Genomic DNA, 17,593 nt, shown 5'->3' on the forward strand with positions numbered 1-17,593 from the left:
GGTCATTTTAATTCTTCTTCGACGTTGCCACAGGTGAGCATTTCATCTCCGAAATATGGGTTGAGTACACTGTCCGAATTACTAAGCCAGAAAGCACCTTTGAAATCAAAGGCCATGGGGCAGTACTGGCGAAATCCTCCGGTTTCTACCTGAAACTTGACCAGGGTTTCGTACAGCTGGTCGCTTAGCGGCGAAAGTGTAGTTCGGATTTTTTCAACATCCGATTCGGAAACAATCATTTCTGCCGTAGTTTTCAGGACATTCAAGTCTTTCATCCACTCGACATGTGCATCACCTTTCACCAGGGACATGTCTACTGCATTGATAGAGGCTAGAAGTGGCTCAGCCTTTTCTTTGGCCGTGGAGGCATCTGTTTCAACCAGCGCATCTTTCAGAGGTAGATAGGTCTCGAAAACAGTCTTCAACTGATCACGAAATGCCGCACTCACTTCATATAGGTCTCCGGAAATATTCACTTCAGGATGACTCATATCATGACCAGAGTGATCTTCCATTCCTCCATGATCATGACCAGTTGATGACTTGCCACCCATGGGACTGGCCGTCTGGCGATTCATCATGGAGGTCTTTCCTTGAAGTTGAGCCGCTGCATCAATCTTGAAAACACCATTGGCAGCCACTTCTTCATCTTCCTCCAGTCCGGCATTCACTACATAGTAGTCTCCGGCATCAGGACCTAGTTCCACCTCTCTGAATTGAAAGGTAGGCTGACTGTAGTTCGGACGCTTCACATACGCGACTGCCCTTTTTCCAGTCCAGAGAATGGCAGATTTTGGCACCAGAACAGCCCCCTCTCCCATGGTCAGGCCTGCCTCCACTGTTCCTTCCACAAACATCTCAGGTTTCAACAAATTGTCAATGTTCCTGATCTCTGTGCGTACTGCAGCAGTACGGGTTTGCTTATTGACTACCGGATCAATGAAGGTCACCACACTTTCAAAGGTTTGTCCCGGAATGGACTGTACTTTAAAAGATATGGAGTCTCCAGTACGAATCCAGGGTAAATCACTTTCGTAGGCGTCAAATAGCACCCATAACCTGTTCAGGTTGGCGATCTCAAAGAGGACACTTCCATCCATCACATGTTCGCCCTTACTCACATTTCGGGTCATGATAGTACCCGAACGAGGAGCGTGCACATCAAAGTAAAACTGGGGTTCCCCTTTCTCTACTATAGCCTCAATCTGCGACTCTGTAAGCTCCCAAAGTTTCAGTTTCTGGATGGCCGCCTCATAAAACGAGGGATTTGAATCCTTGAACTTCAACGCTTCAAAAAGCTCCTTTTGCGCCGTTACCAGGTCGGGTGAGTACATAGTAGCAAGACGTTGACCCTGACGGATGTACTGCCCTGTAAAGTCCGCATACAGTCGTTCTACACGTCCATCAAAGTGTGCCGTGACTTTGGCAATACTCCTTTCATCCGCCTCAATCTTCCCAGGAAGATAAACCTGCTTTGTAGGCTCGGATTTTGTCACACTTACGGTTTGGATGGAAGCCATCATCATGGCCGCTTCTGTCATTTGAATCTCGTCCATATTCACCGCTTCTTGTTCATTAGATGAGAGCGGTATCAGGTCCATTCCACAGAATGGACAACTTCCAGGACCATCTTCACGCACCTGTGGGTGCATACTGCAAGTCCATACTTCAGCCACGGTTTCATACTCATGCCCTTCATGAGCCATCGAATTACCAGGTCCACCGAAGAATACGCTACCGAGGAACACGCCAATAACTAGAAGGGCGATCCCGATAAGTACTTGTTTTATATTGATCTTTTTCATTTTCCGATGATGTAATTGATTTGATAAATCGCACGATTGGTTTCAACTCGTGCTTTCTCAATTTCCAATTGATATGTCAGGAGCTTTCGCTCCATTCGCAAGACCTCCTCAAAGTCTGCCGTTCCCGTCGTAAACTCTGTTTGTAACAACGACAATGAACGACCAGCCAGGTCGTGCAGGTTCTGATAAAGCACCACCCTGCGCTTCGCATCCAGGTGATCCCGGATGAACACTTCCAGGGCAGTTACTAACCGATTATTCTGCTCCTCGATTTGGTATTCAAGCCCCTCCTTTTCAAGAGTGACCTGAGTTTCCTGTGCTTTGTATTTCTTTCGATAGATGGGAATTTTCAAACCCACCTGAGGAAACACAAACGCATCCTGACCATTGTCGGGAAGTTCCACACCTGAACGTTCACTGATATTGACATAGCTCGCTCCCAGAGTAAAGGAGGGCTTACCATTCAGCTCCGTCACTTTCAAGAGTTCTTCTTTCGACCGGACCATGGATCGGATACTCTGAAGTTTAGAATTTCCAATGATGATGCTATCGTAAAGCACTTGCTTGTCTAAGGTCAACTCAATGACCTGAAGGGAATCGCCAAATTGGATAGCCTCCACAGACGCATTCAACAACTTCTCAAAAGCGATCATAGCAGCAGCCCTACTGTCCACCCAATAGGCAAGCTTGGTCTGGAGTTCTTTTTCCTCCATCTCTACCCGAAGTACATTGACAAATCCGGTTTTTCCACTCTCAAAATTCACCCTGGCTAGTTCCTTAAAAGAACTTAGTATATCCAGGTTCTCTTTCGTAAGCGCTATCGATCTATCCATTAAAAAAAGTTGATCGTAGGCCATCCGAACTTCACTGAATAGTTGAAGTTTCGCATCCTCAAATAGCTTAAGCTTGGCATCGGCCATCTCTGTAGCCACAGCGCCCTGCGCTTTCAAAGTCCCGAACCAGGGGAACGATTGACTGACCGCTAGACTAGCCCGTTGAGGACCAACCCTAGTCTCCACCGGCTGCACGAATAAACCGAAAGTAACCTGCGGATCTGGCAAGGTCTGTGCCTGCGGGATCCGTTCCATGGCAGCCAGGTAATCATTGAATTTTGCTTTCAATCCGGGATTGTGCTCAGCCGCAAGGGTTAGATAAGGCTCCACCTGGCTGACAGCCAAAAAAGGCATCATGATGATGAATACTATGACTACTTTTCTCATGACTCTGGATTTGATTTTAGTTGACGTTCCTGCCACATGCAGTACAAGACCGGCACCACGAACATGGTGATCACCTGGATGATCATGCCCCCGAACGTAGGGATGGCCATGGGCACCATGATATCCGATCCCTTACCTGTAGAAGTCAGAACGGGAAGCAAGGCAATTACGGTAGTAGCTGCAGTCATCATAGCAGGCCTTACCCGTTGTTGACCGGCATGCAATACGGCAGCTCTCACACCCTCAACGGAGTTAGGTTTTTCACGCTCCAGGTGTTGCTTCAGATATGTACCCATGATCACGCCATCGTCAGTAGCCACACCAAACAAGGCTATGAATCCCACCCAAACAGCCACACTTAGATTAATGGTCTGTACCTGGAAGAGGTCACGCATGTCTGCACCAAAGAGTGAAAAATTCAGGAACCAATCCTGACCATATAGCCAGATGAAAATGAACCCTCCGGCAAAGGCCACAAAGACCCCTGAAAAGACCATCAATGTGGGTTGAAGCTTGCCAAACTGAAAATACAGAATGAGCAGAATGGCCATTAAGCTGATAGGGATCACAATAGACAACCTTTTGGTGGCTCGGATCTGGTTTTCATAGTTACCAGCAAACTTGTAGCTTACACCCATTGGAATCTGCAATGCACCATTGGCGATCTGTTCATTGAGGTAGGCTTGCGCATTTTCTACTACATCCACCTCCGCATATCCATCTTCCTTATCGAAGATCACATAGCCCACCAGGAAGGTATCTTCACTCTTGATGTTCTGTGGTCCACGGACATATTGCAATTCTGCCAGTTCCTTCAAAGGCACTTGCACGCCCGTGGGAGTAGGAATTAGAATATTAATCAGGTCATCAGGATTGTCACGAAGTTCTCGGGCATATCTTACCCTCACCTGATAGCGCTCACGTCCTTCTACGGTAGTGGTCTGAGCATTACCACCGACCGCTACGCCGATATACATCTGCATGTCTGCAACACTCAACCCGTATCGAGCAATGGCTGGCCGATTGATTTTGATCTCCAGATAAGGCTTGCCAACCACGCGATCCGCAAAAACCGAACTTGGTTTAACACCAGGTATTTGTTTTAAGAATGTTTCCATGTCAAACCCGACTGCTTCTATCGATTCCAGATCAGGACCATAGATTTTCATTCCCATCGGTGCTCTCATACCCGTTGAAAGCATCACCAACCGTGTGGCAATAGGCTGCAGCTTCGGCGCTGAGGTCATGCCAGGGATGTTGGCCATGTTCACAATCTCGTCCCAAATGTCATCGGGAGATTGAATGTGCTCACGCCATTGACGAAAGTATTGCCCACTGGATGCCGGGATCAATAAGTCCGAGTTAAAACCTGCTAACGCTTCACTTTGCCATTCGAAAGTCTCACCATTCGACAATTCAAAATGCCCTTCGTCATTAACTCTGAATCGCATGCGGTGGCCATCTTCATCCAGGACATATTCCGGATTGTAGTTGATCACATTTTCAAACATGGAAATAGGTGCAGGATCGAGCGCAGAAGCAACGCGTCCCCATTTCCCAACGGTCATTTCAACCTCAGGAATAGATGTCACCAATTGATCCAGCAACTGGATGGTTTCGATGTTTTCCTGAACGCCAGAGTGCGGCATGGTGGTCGGCATAAGCAAATACGAACCTTCGTCCAGAGGTGGCATAAACTCTTTACCCACACCCGGAAAGGTCGTGCTCATAGAAGCCCAGAAACCAGACTCCCGAACATCCCAATTGACCGAATGGGCTCCCCTGGCTACAAAGCCGAAAGCCCGATCAAACCCCTGCCAGGAAAGGAGACCAAAGACCAGGATCACTAAAGGCAGCGTAAGAAATTGCCATTTATGTTCCAGGCACCAGCTCAATATCCTGGTGTAGTATCGGACCACTGTGAGAAGAATCCCTAGCACCATTACAATGATCAAACCTACAAACAGGAAGTTCAGGAACCAGCTGTAACCCGCTCCAAGTGGCAACCACTCTTTGGTGAGAAAGTACAGCACCGTGAGCAGGACTACCGCAATATTGAGATAAGCCGGAACCCACGTCCATTTACCTTTCCATCGGTCTTCAAAGAAATTATTAACACCCATGATGGCTAATACAATTCCAGCCCAGGGAATGAAGAAGTAGATGACAATGCCCAATAGGATCAGTCCTAAGTTCCAGAACTTTCGAGCCTTGTCTTTTCCGAAATTCAAAGAGAAGATCCAATGTGCAAAAGCCGGAATGATCACCAACCCAATGAACAGGGCAGCGAGTAACGCAAACGTCTTGGTAAATGCTAAAGGTTGAAACAGTTTCCCCTCTTGGGCCTGCAAGGCAAATACAGGAATGAAACTGATCACCGTAGTTGCCAACGCTGTGATTACAGCCGAAGCTACTTCAGTTGTGGCCGTATAAATGACCTGAAGTCGACCCGGTGAATCCAGGTCTTTGTTCTCGGGCATTTGAAGGTGCCTAATGATGTTCTCAGTGAACACAACACCCACATCCACCATCACACCAATGGCAATCGCAATACCCGATAGTGCTACGATATTGGCCGACACGCCAAAATAGCGCATGGCAATGAAAGTCATCAATACCCCAATAGGTAGAAGACTGGAGATCAGAATAGACGCCCTCAGGTTAATGACCAGAATGATCACCACGATCACACTGATCAACACTTCCAGAGACAAGGCTTCTTCTAGCGTCCCGAGAGTTTCCTTGATCAATCCAGTGCGATCGTAAAAAGGAACGATCGTGACTTTGGAAACCGTACCATCAGCCAGTGTTTTGGAAGGTAAGCCGGGAGCAAGCTCCTCTATCTTGGCCTTCACACTATTGATTACCTCCAGAGGATTGGAACCATACCGGGCAACAACTACTGCACCTACTGCTTCCGCACCGGCTTTATCCAGACCCCCACGACGCGTGGCTGGCCCCAGTTGAACCCTGGCCACATCCTTGATGCGTATGGGTATATTGTTCCTGGCCAGAACCACCGCTTCTTCCAGATCGGAGATATTCTTGATGTACCCCAGGCCTCTGACTAGATATTCGGCCTTATTGAACTCCAGCGTCCTGGCACCCACATCCATGTTGCTTTTCTTCACAGCATTCATGATATCGGCCACATCCACATCATAGCTTTTCATGGCCGTGGGATCTATCTCTACCTGGTACTCTTTTACATACCCTCCGATAGAGGCTACCTCCGAAACACCTGCTGCAGAAGAGAGTCCATATTTGATATAAAAGTCCTGGATGGAACGCAATTCCTGTGGATCCCAACCACCAGCTGGACGTCCTGCTTCATCACGACCTTCCAGCGTGTACCAGAAAATTTGCCCCAACGCCGTAGCATCAGGGCCTAGCGCAGGTTGAACGCCCTCTGGTAATGTTCCGGAGGGAAGTGAGTTTAGCTTTTCTAGTATTCTTGATCGGCTCCAATAGAACTCGACCCCTTCTTCGAAAATGAGGTAGATACTAGATAGCCCGAAAATGGAGTTACTTCGGATGGTCTTCACGCCAGGAATGCCTAGTAGCGCAGTGGTTAGCGGATACGAAACCTGATCCTCCATATCCTGCGGTGAGCGGCCCATCCACTCCGTGTATACAATTTGTTGGTTTTCACCAATATCGGGGATCGCATCTACGGGTACCGGATCTCTTGGGATCGTATCTGATTCCCAATTAAACGGTGCCGTGGCAATGCCCCATGTGATGAGAGAAACAGCCACTAACAACGTGACCAGCTTCTTCTCTAAGAAAAATTTAATGATATGATTAAGCATAGCATCATTCAATGTTTATGAATTGAACAATAGAATCATTGAGGCATCAAGGGATGCCTATACCTGTGTGACAGGTACATGCTAAAACTTATAGAAGGAAGGACTGCACGAGAACAGGGACGTCCTGAGCAATCAAAGGAGGCTTGTAGTTGAGAAATTGTTTTTGTGCGGTGACCGTTGAGAATAGCTTGAAATTAACAAGCACGTAAGTAACAACCGCCAGCAGATTCAAATCAGGAGTAGCGTTGAAATCAAAGTTTGCTTTTTGCAGGTCGTCCACCTTGAATTCTTCAACCGTATCCTTACAACAGCCCATCGCATCTGACGAATCTCCCATATCCATCATGGACATACAAGAAGCTGCAGGATGATTGATAGAGGTATCCATTAATCTACCCATGCAATAGTGCCTATGCAGCGTTACCCCTACCGAGGTAGTCAGTAGCAGTGCTGCCATTAATACGGTCACTATGTTCTTGAATAGGTGCATTCAGCTGTAAAGATACGGAATTTGAATCTTGTGGTTTTTCATGTCACTCAATGACAAGCCTTATTGTACTTTTTCAACTTGTAATAATTGTAAGGCAAAGGAGTGATGAAACCCACTACCAAAGCAGGAACCAACGCTAACCAATACCAAATGTCATCAAAGGCTGTCTTACCTCCGATGATCATGAAATCCGTTCCGGTCATGGCCAGCTCCATGGCCACTATGGAAATGAAAGACATTCCAAACGCAGTTTTCAGAGCAAACATCCAATTGAACTGTTCCTAATATTTTAGTAGAATAATCTCCAGTGTAATCGAGGTGATCAAACTTACAATGATTCATTATTTAAGTCTTTACTAAAATACTGAAACCTTTTTCATATCTTAGTGTTTTAGTAATTGCTAAAATATTAAAGCATGAGCACCTGCATTAGAGTTCTGGCTGATCCCGTACAGATCAAACAATGTAAAGATGAGCTTCAAGAGCTCGAAACCCCACTCAACACCCTAACTAAGATTTTCAATCTGGCCGGCAATGCAGCCAGATTCAAGATTCTCTATCTCCTTTTCAAGGAAGGTGAAATGTGCCCATGTGACCTGAGCGACATCCTGGAAATCTCCGTGGGTGGAATTTCACAGCACCTCCGAAAACTCAAAGACGGAGGCATTGTTAAAGATAAGAAAGTGGGTCAAACTGTATTTTATTCTATTGTAGAAAATGCACAGATCATTAAACCCGTGCTTGAGAGCTTATCTAAAGAAAAAGAGACAGTTTTATGAGTACTTCAAACACATCCTCAAAGAGTGCAGGAGCTAGTCTGTTGGCCGCTTTGGTAGCCTCTCTCTGTTGTATCACCCCAGTGTTTTCTTTGCTGGCTGGAGTTGGCAGTATTGCAGCCACATTTTCTTGGATGGAGCCTTTCCGTCCTTTTCTCATCATGTTAACCGTAGGAGTATTGGGATTTGCCTGGTATCAGCAATTAAAGCCCAGGACCGCAGAAGAAATCCAATGCGACTGTGAGGAAGATCAGAAACCAAGCTTTTGGCAGTCCAAGAAATTCCTGAGTTTCGTCACTGCTTTCGCCATGCTGATGCTTGCCTTTCCCAGTTACGCACATGTCTTTTATCCTGACAGCCCCAATCAAAGTTCATTACCTACCTATTTGTTAGCACAGGATACGTCCAAGGTCCACAAGATTGTATTGGACGTCAAAGGCATGACCTGCGCTGGCTGTGAGAGCCACATTAAATATGAAGTTGGTAAACTAGCAGGTATACAATCAGTAGATGCCTCTTATGCTGAGGGCAATGCTTCTATTGAATTTTTATCGTCGAAAGTTGAGCGAGCAGAGATTGTTGCAGCAATCAATAAAACCGGATATACCGTAGTGGAAGGACAAAACAATCTGGCGGCTGTAAACACCCCTGACCACCTATCATTTTACAAAGTTCCTCTGATCTGCAATGCAGCACCAACTATTGGATGTGGCAGCAAGGCTAAGCCCATTCTGCAGGATTTCGACAATGATGCGAACGTGCAGGAAGCTTGGTTAAACAGAACTGGAACCGTGATCGCTGTAGTCTGGCTTGAAAACGCTGAATTCAAAGCAAGAAGACAAGTAGTCAATTCGGTTTTCACCAAACACCAGATAAATGCCAGTGAACTGTTGATGACCGACTATGCTACCAACTATGACTCCTTTAATCAAAAAGAAGGGTGGCTAAGACATTCCGATGTGGACCAATTGAGTAAAGAGGAAGCTGGAATTATCGCAGAGCAAATCCTTCAACCTATCAAGAAGAAAACCACACTTTCAGCAACAAACGAAAGTAAGCTCAGGAATAAAGCGACTGATACGTTTTATAAATTCTTTCTCAGCTACGAGTCCACTGAAGAGCTTGGTGATGCCTCAGCCTATAAAGGCAGGTTAACTGAAATCATCGCTTATGGGGAGAACTTACTCGGAGAAGGCAATATGCCATCGCTGAATGAACTTTGGACGGCTTGCTCCTCTGCGTCTAAAAACTGCAGCCATTCGGATTGCAGCTCTACTTGCAAACTCCTAAAGAAGTCATAACCATGCCTGCTGAAATCATTCTGGAATCTACGATTACCTGTCCAAAATGCGGACACCAAAAAGAAGACACCATGCCTACCGATGCTTGTCAATTCTTTTATGAATGCGAAAACTGCCATGAAGTCTTGAAACCTAAAGCAGGAGATTGTTGTGTTTACTGCTCTTACGGAACTGAAAAATGCCCTCCCATACAAGAAGGTTCGGGGTGTTGTAGCACATGAGTCCCACGAAGACACATAGAGCACTTCCCTTAGGCCGTATCTTCAGATTAGGTCTCGGAATTTTCTTTGTCACAGAAGTTTGGCCGGTTTACGGAGACGTTCCATGGTCCGGAGTGGGAACCAGACTTTTATGGACTTTAGGCCTAGCCGCATTCTATTCTTTATTACACCTATTGATCCTCAAGTATAAACCTGCAATAGGCAGGGTAACCGGAGCTCTACTGGCTTTCGGCCCTTTTCTCAGTGTTTTCTTTCTGGGCTATGGAGGACCGGCGGCAACTGGTGCACTAACCTTTCTTTCTATATCTCTAATTCTGGCAGCAGTTCGCGCCGATCCAGGGTGCGAAGTAATGTCCATACCGGGAGTCTTTACAGGAAAGCACACGCATCTTGCCTGCCTTCTATTCTCACCCATCGATTGGTGTGAGAGAAATCTTCACTAACTTCCTCAAATGGAAGCACAAGAGATCATTCCAATTCTGAGGGTCTTTGATTACAAAAAGGCCATTGAATTCTATGTGGAATGGTTGGGATTTGAAATTGATTGGGAACACAAGTTCCATGATGATGCACCACTGTACATCCAGATATCCAGAGGAGGAATTGTACTCCATCTTTCGGAACATCACGGAGACGCTTCACCTGGAGCCAAGATTTTCATAAACTGCACTGGCCTGAAGGAATATCATAAAGGCCTCAAAAAGAAGCAATACAAATACAACAACCCTGGCCTCGATAAAGCTCCATGGAAAAATCTCTGCATGGAAGTAACCGACCCTTTTCACAACAAGCTCGTTTTTAACGAAAAGAGGAAACCCAGAAAATAAAAAAGACCCAAAAAAATAAAATGAAAAATTCCACACTCTTCTTTCTGCTTTTGAACTCTCTAGCAGTAGTTGCTCAAAACTCTGAATATCGCGTCTCTTCTTACTTAACAGAGGGCACCAAAGCGCCAAATACACACTACCTGGGAGAAGCCTGGTTAAATGCAATTCTGCACGATGAAGAGGGGTTGGACTACAACATTACAAAAGCAACTTTTAAGGCGAACTCTACATTAGACTGGCATAAACATAGTTCTGCGCAGGTCCTGATCATTGTGGGGGGAGAAGCTTATTATCAGGAGAGAGGAAATGAGCCTGTAATCCTTAAAGAAGGAGATATCATCAAATGTGAGAAAGACACGGAACACTGGCATTCTTCGACCAAGTTTAGCGATGTTACCTATTTGGCTATATATGGAGGGGGAAAACCTACCGAATGGACGGAGGTATTAACTCAGGAATACTATGATGAAGTGGCCGAAAAATTAAAGCAATAACGCCTGTATACTTTTCCATTAATGCTTAGAGAAATAAATGAAATTCAAACCAATACTTACGAAAATCAATCTCTTGCAATCACTCAAATATCCCTACGAACTCCTCTCCGATATAGCTCTTGAAGCCACGATACATCCCTTTGGTGTTGAATGGTAAGACTACATTTCCTTGCTTGTCTACTCCAATCAAACCACCTCGTCCGCCCATCGCAGGCATTCGCTCCATGATCACCTCATGAGTAGCTTGCTGCAAGGTTTGACCCTGATATAGCATCCGGGCAGATATGTCATGAGCAACTACCGAACGCATGAAATACTCTCCGTGACCGGTGCAGGAAATGGCACAACTTTCATTATTGGCATAAGTGCCCACGCCGATCAATGGACTATCGCCGATCCTGCCATATTTCTTATTTACCATCCCTCCGGTTGAAGTAGCAGCGGCCAGGTTCCCTTTTTTGTCCAGGGCCACGGCTCCAACCGTTCCAAACTTCTCCTCATCGTGATCCAGTTCTACTTTGTCCTTTTGTAAGGCACGTTGCCATTGTTTGTATCGGAACTCATCGTAGAAGTAGTCTTTTGATTCAATGATAAGGCCCTGTTCTTTGGCATACTCCAGAGCTTGTTCACCACTGATCAGGACGTGCTTGGACTTCTTCATCACACAATCCGCCAACAAAATTGGATTCTTGACTTGCGAAACACCAGCCACGGCACCCGCCTGAAGTTTGCGACCATCCATGATGGCCGCATCCATTTCAAATTCTCCCTGGTTGGTAAAAACAGATCCTTTCCCCGCATTGAACAAAGAAGAGTCTTCCATGATCAATACAGCCTCGGCAACCGCTTCCAGGGAAGAACCGCCTTTTTCGAGTGTCTTATATCCTACCGTGTAAGCTCGCGAAAGTATCTGTTGGTACGCTTCAATCTTCCATTTGGTCATTTTGGTCTTGGAGACCGTTCCGGCTCCTCCATGAATCGCAATGGCAAATGGTTTCACTTAGGCTTTCGTTTTCTTGGCGTACTTAGGATCTTATACAATTCTTCTGATTTGATGTTCAAGCTATTGAAAACGGGGATGTCCGTGTATTCACTCAACTCCTTAATGTGCAGTGGAGAGCTAGAACAAACACCAGAGATTGCATCAGGCACAAGGTTAAATTTATTTTTCAATACTTCCAGTCCACCAATCGCTCCGAAAGAATCGGCCGCACAGAAAATGAGCTTATGAATCCGATCCCTGATGTCTGGATGTTGGAGTAACATGGCCGTCTCTCTTTGATTGATCCCGTCCGCAAATTCTACTATCCAATAGTTATCCTTGTTGTTCGCGTATTTCAGATCCAACTTATTGAATACATCCACTACTTCCTCTTCCTTAAGCATGTAAGTACTCGGATAACCCATGTAGGAGAAATCAGAGAAATGGGTAGCACCGGCATCATTCATGCTCAAAATGTCCTTCAAGCTTGCCGTACCCGTCACCTTAGAAGCACGAACCTCTTTATCATGCACACTCAAGGCAAACACGCAAGCAGTTGCGGCCGCACTTTTACCAGAGTTCATCGCCGTACCGACTGCCAAAATCAGTTTTGCTCTGGGTGTCTTTTTCGTTTCATTCTTCGGCTTGATCAAGTTGAATTGACGCGTGTTCACCACTTCACCATTCGCATCACAGACATATCCCAGGGGTTTGATCACCGTAGGAGAAATGACCTTACCACTTTTAGAAACCACTGTGCCAACTACACCAGACCGAGCCAGCAAATCAAGCGATTCGAAATTTGAATCTCCAGGGATCAATCCTTCATAATAGTCAGGCGCATAGCGATTGCCAAATATGAAAACCGCTTTCGTGCCGGGATGTATCGTGTGGATACGCCCCTGACTATTCTCAAGCGAGTTGTGCTGGCCAATCGTATCTACCTGGCCGTAAACCAGGTCTCCGATTTGAGGTGCTCGATCAATTTCAATGTAGCCCTTTAGTGCTTTTCTAGGCACTGTATAGGCTGCACTGGGGAGTCTGAAACCCCTGTACAATTTGTTCATTGCAGTGTGAATTACAGTTTAATTATGATTAGAATTTTAAGTATCGAAATTTGACGTTGATGTCCCTTTTTTCAGGGAAATTAAAAATGAAGTCTTTGAACTTTGGGAAAGAGATAGAGCAGTGATAATAATTCGAAAAGCCAAAACCTTCCTTGGGGAAAATCATGCCCATGTCTACGATCTCATTACCATTTTCATCGTCAAGAAAGGCCAGGCCATAAAATCCCGGCTCAAAATCGTTGAGTGTTACCGTGAGAGATCCGTCTTTGATATCCTGCTTTGAAATAATGAATTCTCTTTCAGGAGTACGTCGCGACCAGCTGTCTTCATCTTTATACACGCCAACAAGGATATGCCCCTCATGGAAGCGAATGTTCTCAAAACGAATGGTCAGTGTGGTTGCTTCTGGCGTAGTTACAAAAGGATTTAGCAGCAGCAGATTGACAAATAGGGTGATCATCTCAATTCAAATAAATAACCAGGGAATGTTCTCTTCCTGAGTGGGTGGAAGGCATCATTTTAGATATGGACAATGCCCTAAAGCTTTGTTCTTCAATAGAAAACAAATTGCTGGTCATCTTCACATAGGTGACCGCTGAATTATATCTTTTAAAAAACTGCCTTCTCTCAGGTTCGATCATGTCTTCTCAGTTTAGGTTAGAAGGTCGCACCTGGGCGACCTCTTCTAATCCTGGATCAATCGATGGAAATCTCACACTGCTGTCAAACCGAACTCCCATACTGATGACCCATGTATTGAGCTGCAATTGCTCAGTATCGTTCAAATACTTCAATGATTTTTGGTACTCCTTCAAAAACAAGTTTGGATCAAATGCCACCTTGGACAAGATCAGCTTCGAATATTCCAGGTACGAATGCTTCATTGGTATTCGCATTTCAGATTTAGGTGATTTTTAGACTTGAGATTTCATGAAAAGTCACATCTGTAAGAGAACTTTTTTTGATGAATTTATTAGGCACTATTTCGATCTTCAAAAGCACGCACGACCTTGAGGTTTTTGATCTCCTCCATGATTGCGTCAAGCCGATTAAAATATCTGCGTTTTAGCCCATCGCTTACCCGAAGTGTCGGGTTCTTTAAAACAGATATCAAGGCATTCATCTCTACCGTAAGCTTTTCGATAAGCGAACTGCTACTTGATTGAATTAGCTTTTTCATGTCATGTGTATGGTCTGCTTTCATTTGCCACCGCCAGGCGGCCCTGATGGAATTCGCATAACAGTATCCATCCTTTACTTTGTATGTCTACGCTTATGCTCATTTCGCTTATTAGACCGGACTTTGTCTTAAAAGTCACATGAATGATGTCCCGTTAAATGAAGAAATTACAGATAGGGCATGAGTGTACTGGCAAATGTCAATGCAAGGAAAAAACCCAACATGTCTGTGATAGTCGTCAGCAATGGGCCCGATGCCAATGCAGGATCCACGTTAAATCGCTTCAAGATCAAAGGTATAGCTCCTCCCAGAGATACAGCAATGAGCGTATTGATTCCTAACGCCCCACCTACAACCAATCCAAGATAGATGTTTCCCTTCCATATCCAGGCCGCCAATCCAATCAATGTACCGAGTACCAGACCATTGATCAGACCAACAGTAGCTTCTTGCCACAATACCCTTACCAATTCAAAAGGCTTGATCACCCCCAGGGACAATTCACGCAAACTAACCGCCACGGCTTGATTTCCCGAACAGCCACTCATATCAGAAATGATGGGTAGAAACACCGCCAGAGCAATAACCGCTGAAAGCGTATCCTGATAAACAGCAATGACACTGGCTGCGGCAATGTTTAGTAAAATATTTACACTCAGCCAGGACAAGCGTCGTTTGGCTCTTGTAAGTATCGGCAACGTCCTGAGCTCTTCCCCACCGACAATACCTTGTGTTTCCAAATGTTCGTAGTTGATTTGTTCGGTTTCTGCCTCACGTAGGTCTTTCCGTAACACCACTCCTAGCAAGTCTCTTTTTTGGTTGACAACAGGCACCCCATAGAAATCGTGGGTATCAAAAAAACTAATCAATTCATCCAGGTGATCGTCATCATTCACAGTGATCGCATCCCGCAACACAATATCAGAAAGAGGAGTATTCCGTTTTCTAAGCAGGAGATCTCGCATCTGCAAAACCCCCTCGAACTTATCGTGAGAAGTCACATAAATGTATTGCAGGTTGTAGCGTTCATACTTCTCAGCATGGTCACTCAGGTTTTTGACCACTTCGCCTACAGTCAGAGATTCATCAAAAGCCAGGAATTCCGTGATCATTAATCCACCCGCAGAGTGATCGTCATACTGAATGAGTTTTTTGACTTCCTCCACCGCATCTGGTTGCCACTCATCCAGGACTGCATTTTGGTTGGCAGTCTCAAACTCCGCAAGAAAGTCTGCCTGATCATCACTGGGCATTTCCTGCAGGATCGCAGCAGTTTCCTGAGCATCCATATCTTCCAGGATTTTAACCGCTTGCTGCCAGGGGATCTCATCGATCAATTCCGCGGCTTCTTCCGGTTTCAATACATGTAGGAGTTGGACCCGCTCCTCTTTTTCCAGGTGACTTATTATTCCTGCTACATCCTCTGACCTCATTTCCTCCAGGAATTCCTTGATGACTTCAGGATCAGGAGATACAAGTTGTTCTTTGATGATTTCCCAGGGCTTTTCAATGATCATTGCGTTCAGGATTAAGACACTCAAAAGTTAGTCGAGATTACATAAAAAACCCTGATCAACCAGGATCAGGGCCGCACAACTGAAAAACAGCTGTCGAGTAGACTCTCTTAGGTCAAGAGTATTTTAAAACCAAATCTCAATCTTCAAAGCCAAGAGGCGTCCAACTCGTATGGATGAAAGACAGGTCGCACGAGGCGACCATGTCTCCTCAGGGTACACGGGCTAGTATCTTATCGCTTCACCAACCCATTGCTAACCCTTTAGAAAAACACTTCTTCATCGATTTAGTGATCATTAGACTGAGAATTACACAGAAAGTCACAGGTCGAATTGGAAAAAATTTCCGATAGAAATAGAAAACCCTGATCAGGTAGTACCATAATCAGGGCCAAACAACTAAAGGTGTAATGGCCTCGGGTTGGGTGTCGCGAGGCATTACAGGGTCAAACTCAAAAACAACTACAATTAGTCTTCTATCCTTTTCACAGAGATCATCTCCGATTCACCGTTGAAGGTCAACTCAAGGTAAATCAGCCAGTCCGATACTTCACTTTCAGTTACAACGACTAGCTCATCTTCTTCCCAGGTCAGTTCCTCCTTCTGATCTTCTTCTAAGGCAATGACGATCTTGTATGCTAAGGGCGTTTCAGGATCCTCATAAGTCTTGGATTCATAAATGGTAGCTCCATTGTATTGATCATCCAGGTAATTGATGATATCTACCGGAAGATCTCTTCCTTCAACGTTTGTGAAAGTGTGTAACCACTGACCTCCGGGTTGAAAGTGAACTTCTTTGTCACCATCACGGGTCACAAAATACGCTACCAGGTTCCCCTCGTCATTGGATTCCCAGGCTACATTCTTTGCTTTTGGAAACATCCGATTGAAGGTGCTTTTCACCTTGTCGTCAGCTATGCTAGACAGTGCTGCGGCGTTCGTCCACATCAAGGAAGAGGCCACAATCAGCAACGAAAGTGCTGTAAGTTGTATAAGCGATTTCATCTTTATTTACTTGATGAATATTAGACGGCAAATCCCTGAAAAGTCACACGAACAACCGAACTATTATTTTGATACCCTGGGATGCAACTAATCCTTAGGTTTCTCATCAGCTGGCGGAACCACTTTGAACACCTCCTCTTCAGATACATCTTCCATTATGTTACCCTCATCATCGGTCAGGTCATTTTCAATGGTATTCATCACTTCCTCCTTAAGATCAGTGGGTACCTTTTCAACCTGGTTCAGGTTTTCAAAAGGATTTTCTTCATCATCGTTTTTCATAAAGTGCAATCAACTTTGCTTTTGTTCTTTTCAATTTCATTTTCACGGAGCTCTCACCAGCCTGAGTGAGCACAGCAATCTCCTTGATGGACATGCCATCTTGGTATTTCATCAGAATGATTGACTTTTCTGCTGGAGTCAAAAGCTCCATCAACTCCTCGAGTGTATCGATACTCAACTCCATCAATTCACTATCATCCGGAACATCAGAAGGCTCCGATTTTCCAGCTTCGAGCGCCAACTCCTCCGATATTGATAACTTTTTTTTCTTCTGTGCCTGGTAGTCTACACAGCAATTGTAAGTAACCTTATACACCCAGGTGGAGAACTTGGATTTGCCACTGAATTTCGTCAATTGCGTAAAAAGTTTCACGATAATATCATGAGCCACATCCATCGCCTCTGAATCATCCTTCGTAAAGCTCAGGCACTTCTGATAGATCTTACGTGCATACCGATCATAGATCAGTTCAAACAAATCAGCCCGACTGTGGTCTACAATCAGGCTTATGAGCTCCTCGTCTGAGCACTTCCTAAGTTCTTTTCTGTCCAATGTCTGCTCCATTAGCAATTGCCCGTCTCAATAAAGCTACAGGCAATTGACCTTATTTACTAAT

Annotated in this window: 20 protein-coding genes; 6 read left to right on the forward strand and 14 right to left on the reverse strand. The window is 45.1% G+C overall.

All coding sequences use genetic code 11. The features are described from left to right. Window positions 1–2 precede the first annotated feature (2 nt). The 5 genes from R8G66_11655 to R8G66_11675 all read right to left on the reverse strand — a co-directional run bounded on the left by R8G66_11655 (window position 3) and on the right by R8G66_11675 (window position 7,593). The gene (locus R8G66_11655; GenBank protein ID MDW3193017.1) at window positions 3–1,805 is read right to left on the reverse strand and encodes an efflux RND transporter periplasmic adaptor subunit; all 1,803 of its coding nucleotides are present in this window, start codon (window positions 1,803–1,805) and stop codon (window positions 3–5) included. Next, on the reverse strand, window positions 1,802–3,025 hold the full coding sequence (locus R8G66_11660) for a TolC family protein (protein ID MDW3193018.1): 1,224 nt from the start codon (window positions 3,023–3,025) through the stop codon (window positions 1,802–1,804). Before R8G66_11660 ends, R8G66_11655 begins: the two co-directional genes overlap by 4 nt. Continuing rightward, window positions 3,022–6,837, reverse strand: coding sequence for an efflux RND transporter permease subunit (locus R8G66_11665; GenBank protein MDW3193019.1), 3,816 nt, complete (start codon window positions 6,835–6,837; stop codon window positions 3,022–3,024). Before R8G66_11665 ends, R8G66_11660 begins: the two co-directional genes overlap by 4 nt. 88 nt (window positions 6,838–6,925) lie before the next feature. Further along, window positions 6,926–7,327: a hypothetical protein gene (locus R8G66_11670; protein MDW3193020.1), complete on the reverse strand. Its 402-nt coding sequence runs from the start codon at window positions 7,325–7,327 to the stop codon at window positions 6,926–6,928. A 47-nt stretch (window positions 7,328–7,374) separates the two neighbouring features. Then, the gene (locus R8G66_11675) at window positions 7,375–7,593 is read right to left on the reverse strand and encodes a DUF4396 domain-containing protein (GenBank protein MDW3193021.1); all 219 of its coding nucleotides are present in this window, start codon (window positions 7,591–7,593) and stop codon (window positions 7,375–7,377) included. 150 nt (window positions 7,594–7,743) lie between these two features. Between R8G66_11675 and R8G66_11680 the strand changes: the two genes are divergently transcribed. From R8G66_11680 to R8G66_11705, 6 genes are read left to right on the forward strand one after another with little or no spacing between them, the layout of a single operon-like run. Next, a complete protein-coding gene (locus tag R8G66_11680) occupies window positions 7,744–8,106 on the forward strand; it encodes a metalloregulator ArsR/SmtB family transcription factor (protein MDW3193022.1) in 363 nt (120 codons plus the stop codon). Then, on the forward strand, window positions 8,103–9,404 hold the full coding sequence (gene merTP / locus R8G66_11685; protein ID MDW3193023.1) for a mercuric transport protein MerTP: 1,302 nt from the start codon (window positions 8,103–8,105) through the stop codon (window positions 9,402–9,404). The genes R8G66_11680 and merTP overlap by 4 nt, the downstream gene beginning before the upstream one ends. A gap of 2 nt (window positions 9,405–9,406) precedes the next feature. Continuing rightward, window positions 9,407–9,625, forward strand: a complete 219-nt coding sequence (locus tag R8G66_11690) for a GDCCVxC domain-containing (seleno)protein (protein ID MDW3193024.1) — start codon at window positions 9,407–9,409, stop codon at window positions 9,623–9,625. Further along, on the forward strand, window positions 9,622–10,068 hold the full coding sequence (locus R8G66_11695; protein MDW3193025.1) for a hypothetical protein: 447 nt from the start codon (window positions 9,622–9,624) through the stop codon (window positions 10,066–10,068). The genes R8G66_11690 and R8G66_11695 overlap by 4 nt, the downstream gene beginning before the upstream one ends. Before the next feature lie 9 nt (window positions 10,069–10,077). Further along, a complete protein-coding gene (locus R8G66_11700; GenBank protein ID MDW3193026.1) occupies window positions 10,078–10,452 on the forward strand; it encodes a glyoxalase superfamily protein in 375 nt (124 codons plus the stop codon). 20 nt (window positions 10,453–10,472) lie between these two features. After that, entirely contained in the window at window positions 10,473–10,946 is a 474-nt protein-coding gene (locus R8G66_11705; protein MDW3193027.1) for a cupin domain-containing protein, read from the forward strand. A 79-nt stretch (window positions 10,947–11,025) separates the two neighbouring features. Here the strand turns inward: R8G66_11705 and R8G66_11710 are convergent, their stop codons facing one another. From R8G66_11710 to R8G66_11750, 9 genes are all read right to left on the reverse strand, one after another. Beyond that, a complete protein-coding gene (locus R8G66_11710) occupies window positions 11,026–11,946 on the reverse strand; it encodes an isoaspartyl peptidase/L-asparaginase (protein ID MDW3193028.1) in 921 nt (306 codons plus the stop codon). Continuing rightward, window positions 11,943–12,995: a hypothetical protein gene (locus tag R8G66_11715; protein ID MDW3193029.1), complete on the reverse strand. Its 1,053-nt coding sequence runs from the start codon at window positions 12,993–12,995 to the stop codon at window positions 11,943–11,945. The genes R8G66_11710 and R8G66_11715 overlap by 4 nt, the downstream gene beginning before the upstream one ends. A gap of 28 nt (window positions 12,996–13,023) precedes the next feature. Then, window positions 13,024–13,455, reverse strand: a complete 432-nt coding sequence (locus R8G66_11720) for a DUF2141 domain-containing protein (GenBank protein ID MDW3193030.1) — start codon at window positions 13,453–13,455, stop codon at window positions 13,024–13,026. A gap of 187 nt (window positions 13,456–13,642) precedes the next feature. Further along, complete coding sequence (locus R8G66_11725; GenBank protein MDW3193031.1) at window positions 13,643–13,879, reverse strand: hypothetical protein; 237 nt, start codon at window positions 13,877–13,879, stop codon at window positions 13,643–13,645. 89 nt (window positions 13,880–13,968) lie between these two features. Next, a complete protein-coding gene (locus R8G66_11730) occupies window positions 13,969–14,175 on the reverse strand; it encodes a hypothetical protein (GenBank protein MDW3193032.1) in 207 nt (68 codons plus the stop codon). Between the two features lie 167 nt (window positions 14,176–14,342). After that, entirely contained in the window at window positions 14,343–15,692 is a 1,350-nt protein-coding gene (gene mgtE, locus R8G66_11735; protein MDW3193033.1) for a magnesium transporter, read from the reverse strand. Window positions 15,693–16,157: 465 nt separating this feature from the next. Continuing rightward, window positions 16,158–16,694 (reverse strand): hypothetical protein, encoded by a 537-nt coding sequence (locus tag R8G66_11740; protein MDW3193034.1) that lies wholly within the window; start codon window positions 16,692–16,694, stop codon window positions 16,158–16,160. Between the two features lie 87 nt (window positions 16,695–16,781). Next, window positions 16,782–16,976: a hypothetical protein gene (locus R8G66_11745; protein ID MDW3193035.1), complete on the reverse strand. Its 195-nt coding sequence runs from the start codon at window positions 16,974–16,976 to the stop codon at window positions 16,782–16,784. After that, window positions 16,963–17,541 (reverse strand): RNA polymerase sigma factor, encoded by a 579-nt coding sequence (locus R8G66_11750; protein MDW3193036.1) that lies wholly within the window; start codon window positions 17,539–17,541, stop codon window positions 16,963–16,965. The genes R8G66_11745 and R8G66_11750 overlap by 14 nt, the downstream gene beginning before the upstream one ends. Window positions 17,542–17,593 lie beyond the last annotated feature (52 nt).

Source organism: Cytophagales bacterium, from assembly GCA_033344775.1.
In the GTDB taxonomy this organism is placed as follows: Bacteria; Bacteroidota; Bacteroidia; order Cytophagales; family Cyclobacteriaceae; genus JAWPMT01.

Bases quoted from the DNA above. Each gene is read 5' to 3' on its own strand.
- R8G66_11655 (MDW3193017.1), bottom strand. From the start codon at position 1,805: ATGAAAAAGATCAATATAAAACAAGTACTTATCGGGATCGCCCTTCTA.
- R8G66_11660 (MDW3193018.1), bottom strand. From the start codon at position 3,025: ATGAGAAAAGTAGTCATAGTATTCATCATCATGATGCCTTTTTTGGCT.
- R8G66_11665 (MDW3193019.1), bottom strand. From the start codon at position 6,837: ATGCTTAATCATATCATTAAATTTTTCTTAGAGAAGAAGCTGGTCACG.
- R8G66_11670 (MDW3193020.1), bottom strand. From the start codon at position 7,327: ATGCACCTATTCAAGAACATAGTGACCGTATTAATGGCAGCACTGCTA.
- R8G66_11675 (MDW3193021.1), bottom strand. From the start codon at position 7,593: ATGTTTGCTCTGAAAACTGCGTTTGGAATGTCTTTCATTTCCATAGTG.
- R8G66_11680 (MDW3193022.1), top strand. From the start codon at position 7,744: ATGAGCACCTGCATTAGAGTTCTGGCTGATCCCGTACAGATCAAACAA.
- merTP (MDW3193023.1), top strand. From the start codon at position 8,103: ATGAGTACTTCAAACACATCCTCAAAGAGTGCAGGAGCTAGTCTGTTG.
- R8G66_11690 (MDW3193024.1), top strand. From the start codon at position 9,407: ATGCCTGCTGAAATCATTCTGGAATCTACGATTACCTGTCCAAAATGC.
- R8G66_11695 (MDW3193025.1), top strand. From the start codon at position 9,622: ATGAGTCCCACGAAGACACATAGAGCACTTCCCTTAGGCCGTATCTTC.
- R8G66_11700 (MDW3193026.1), top strand. From the start codon at position 10,078: ATGGAAGCACAAGAGATCATTCCAATTCTGAGGGTCTTTGATTACAAA.
- R8G66_11705 (MDW3193027.1), top strand. From the start codon at position 10,473: ATGAAAAATTCCACACTCTTCTTTCTGCTTTTGAACTCTCTAGCAGTA.
- R8G66_11715 (MDW3193029.1), bottom strand. From the start codon at position 12,995: ATGAACAAATTGTACAGGGGTTTCAGACTCCCCAGTGCAGCCTATACA.
- R8G66_11720 (MDW3193030.1), bottom strand. From the start codon at position 13,455: ATGATCACCCTATTTGTCAATCTGCTGCTGCTAAATCCTTTTGTAACT.
- R8G66_11725 (MDW3193031.1), bottom strand. From the start codon at position 13,879: ATGAAGCATTCGTACCTGGAATATTCGAAGCTGATCTTGTCCAAGGTG.
- R8G66_11730 (MDW3193032.1), bottom strand. From the start codon at position 14,175: ATGAAAAAGCTAATTCAATCAAGTAGCAGTTCGCTTATCGAAAAGCTT.
- mgtE (MDW3193033.1), bottom strand. From the start codon at position 15,692: ATGATCATTGAAAAGCCCTGGGAAATCATCAAAGAACAACTTGTATCT.
- R8G66_11740 (MDW3193034.1), bottom strand. From the start codon at position 16,694: ATGAAATCGCTTATACAACTTACAGCACTTTCGTTGCTGATTGTGGCC.
- R8G66_11745 (MDW3193035.1), bottom strand. From the start codon at position 16,976: ATGAAAAACGATGATGAAGAAAATCCTTTTGAAAACCTGAACCAGGTT.
- R8G66_11750 (MDW3193036.1), bottom strand. From the start codon at position 17,541: ATGGAGCAGACATTGGACAGAAAAGAACTTAGGAAGTGCTCAGACGAG.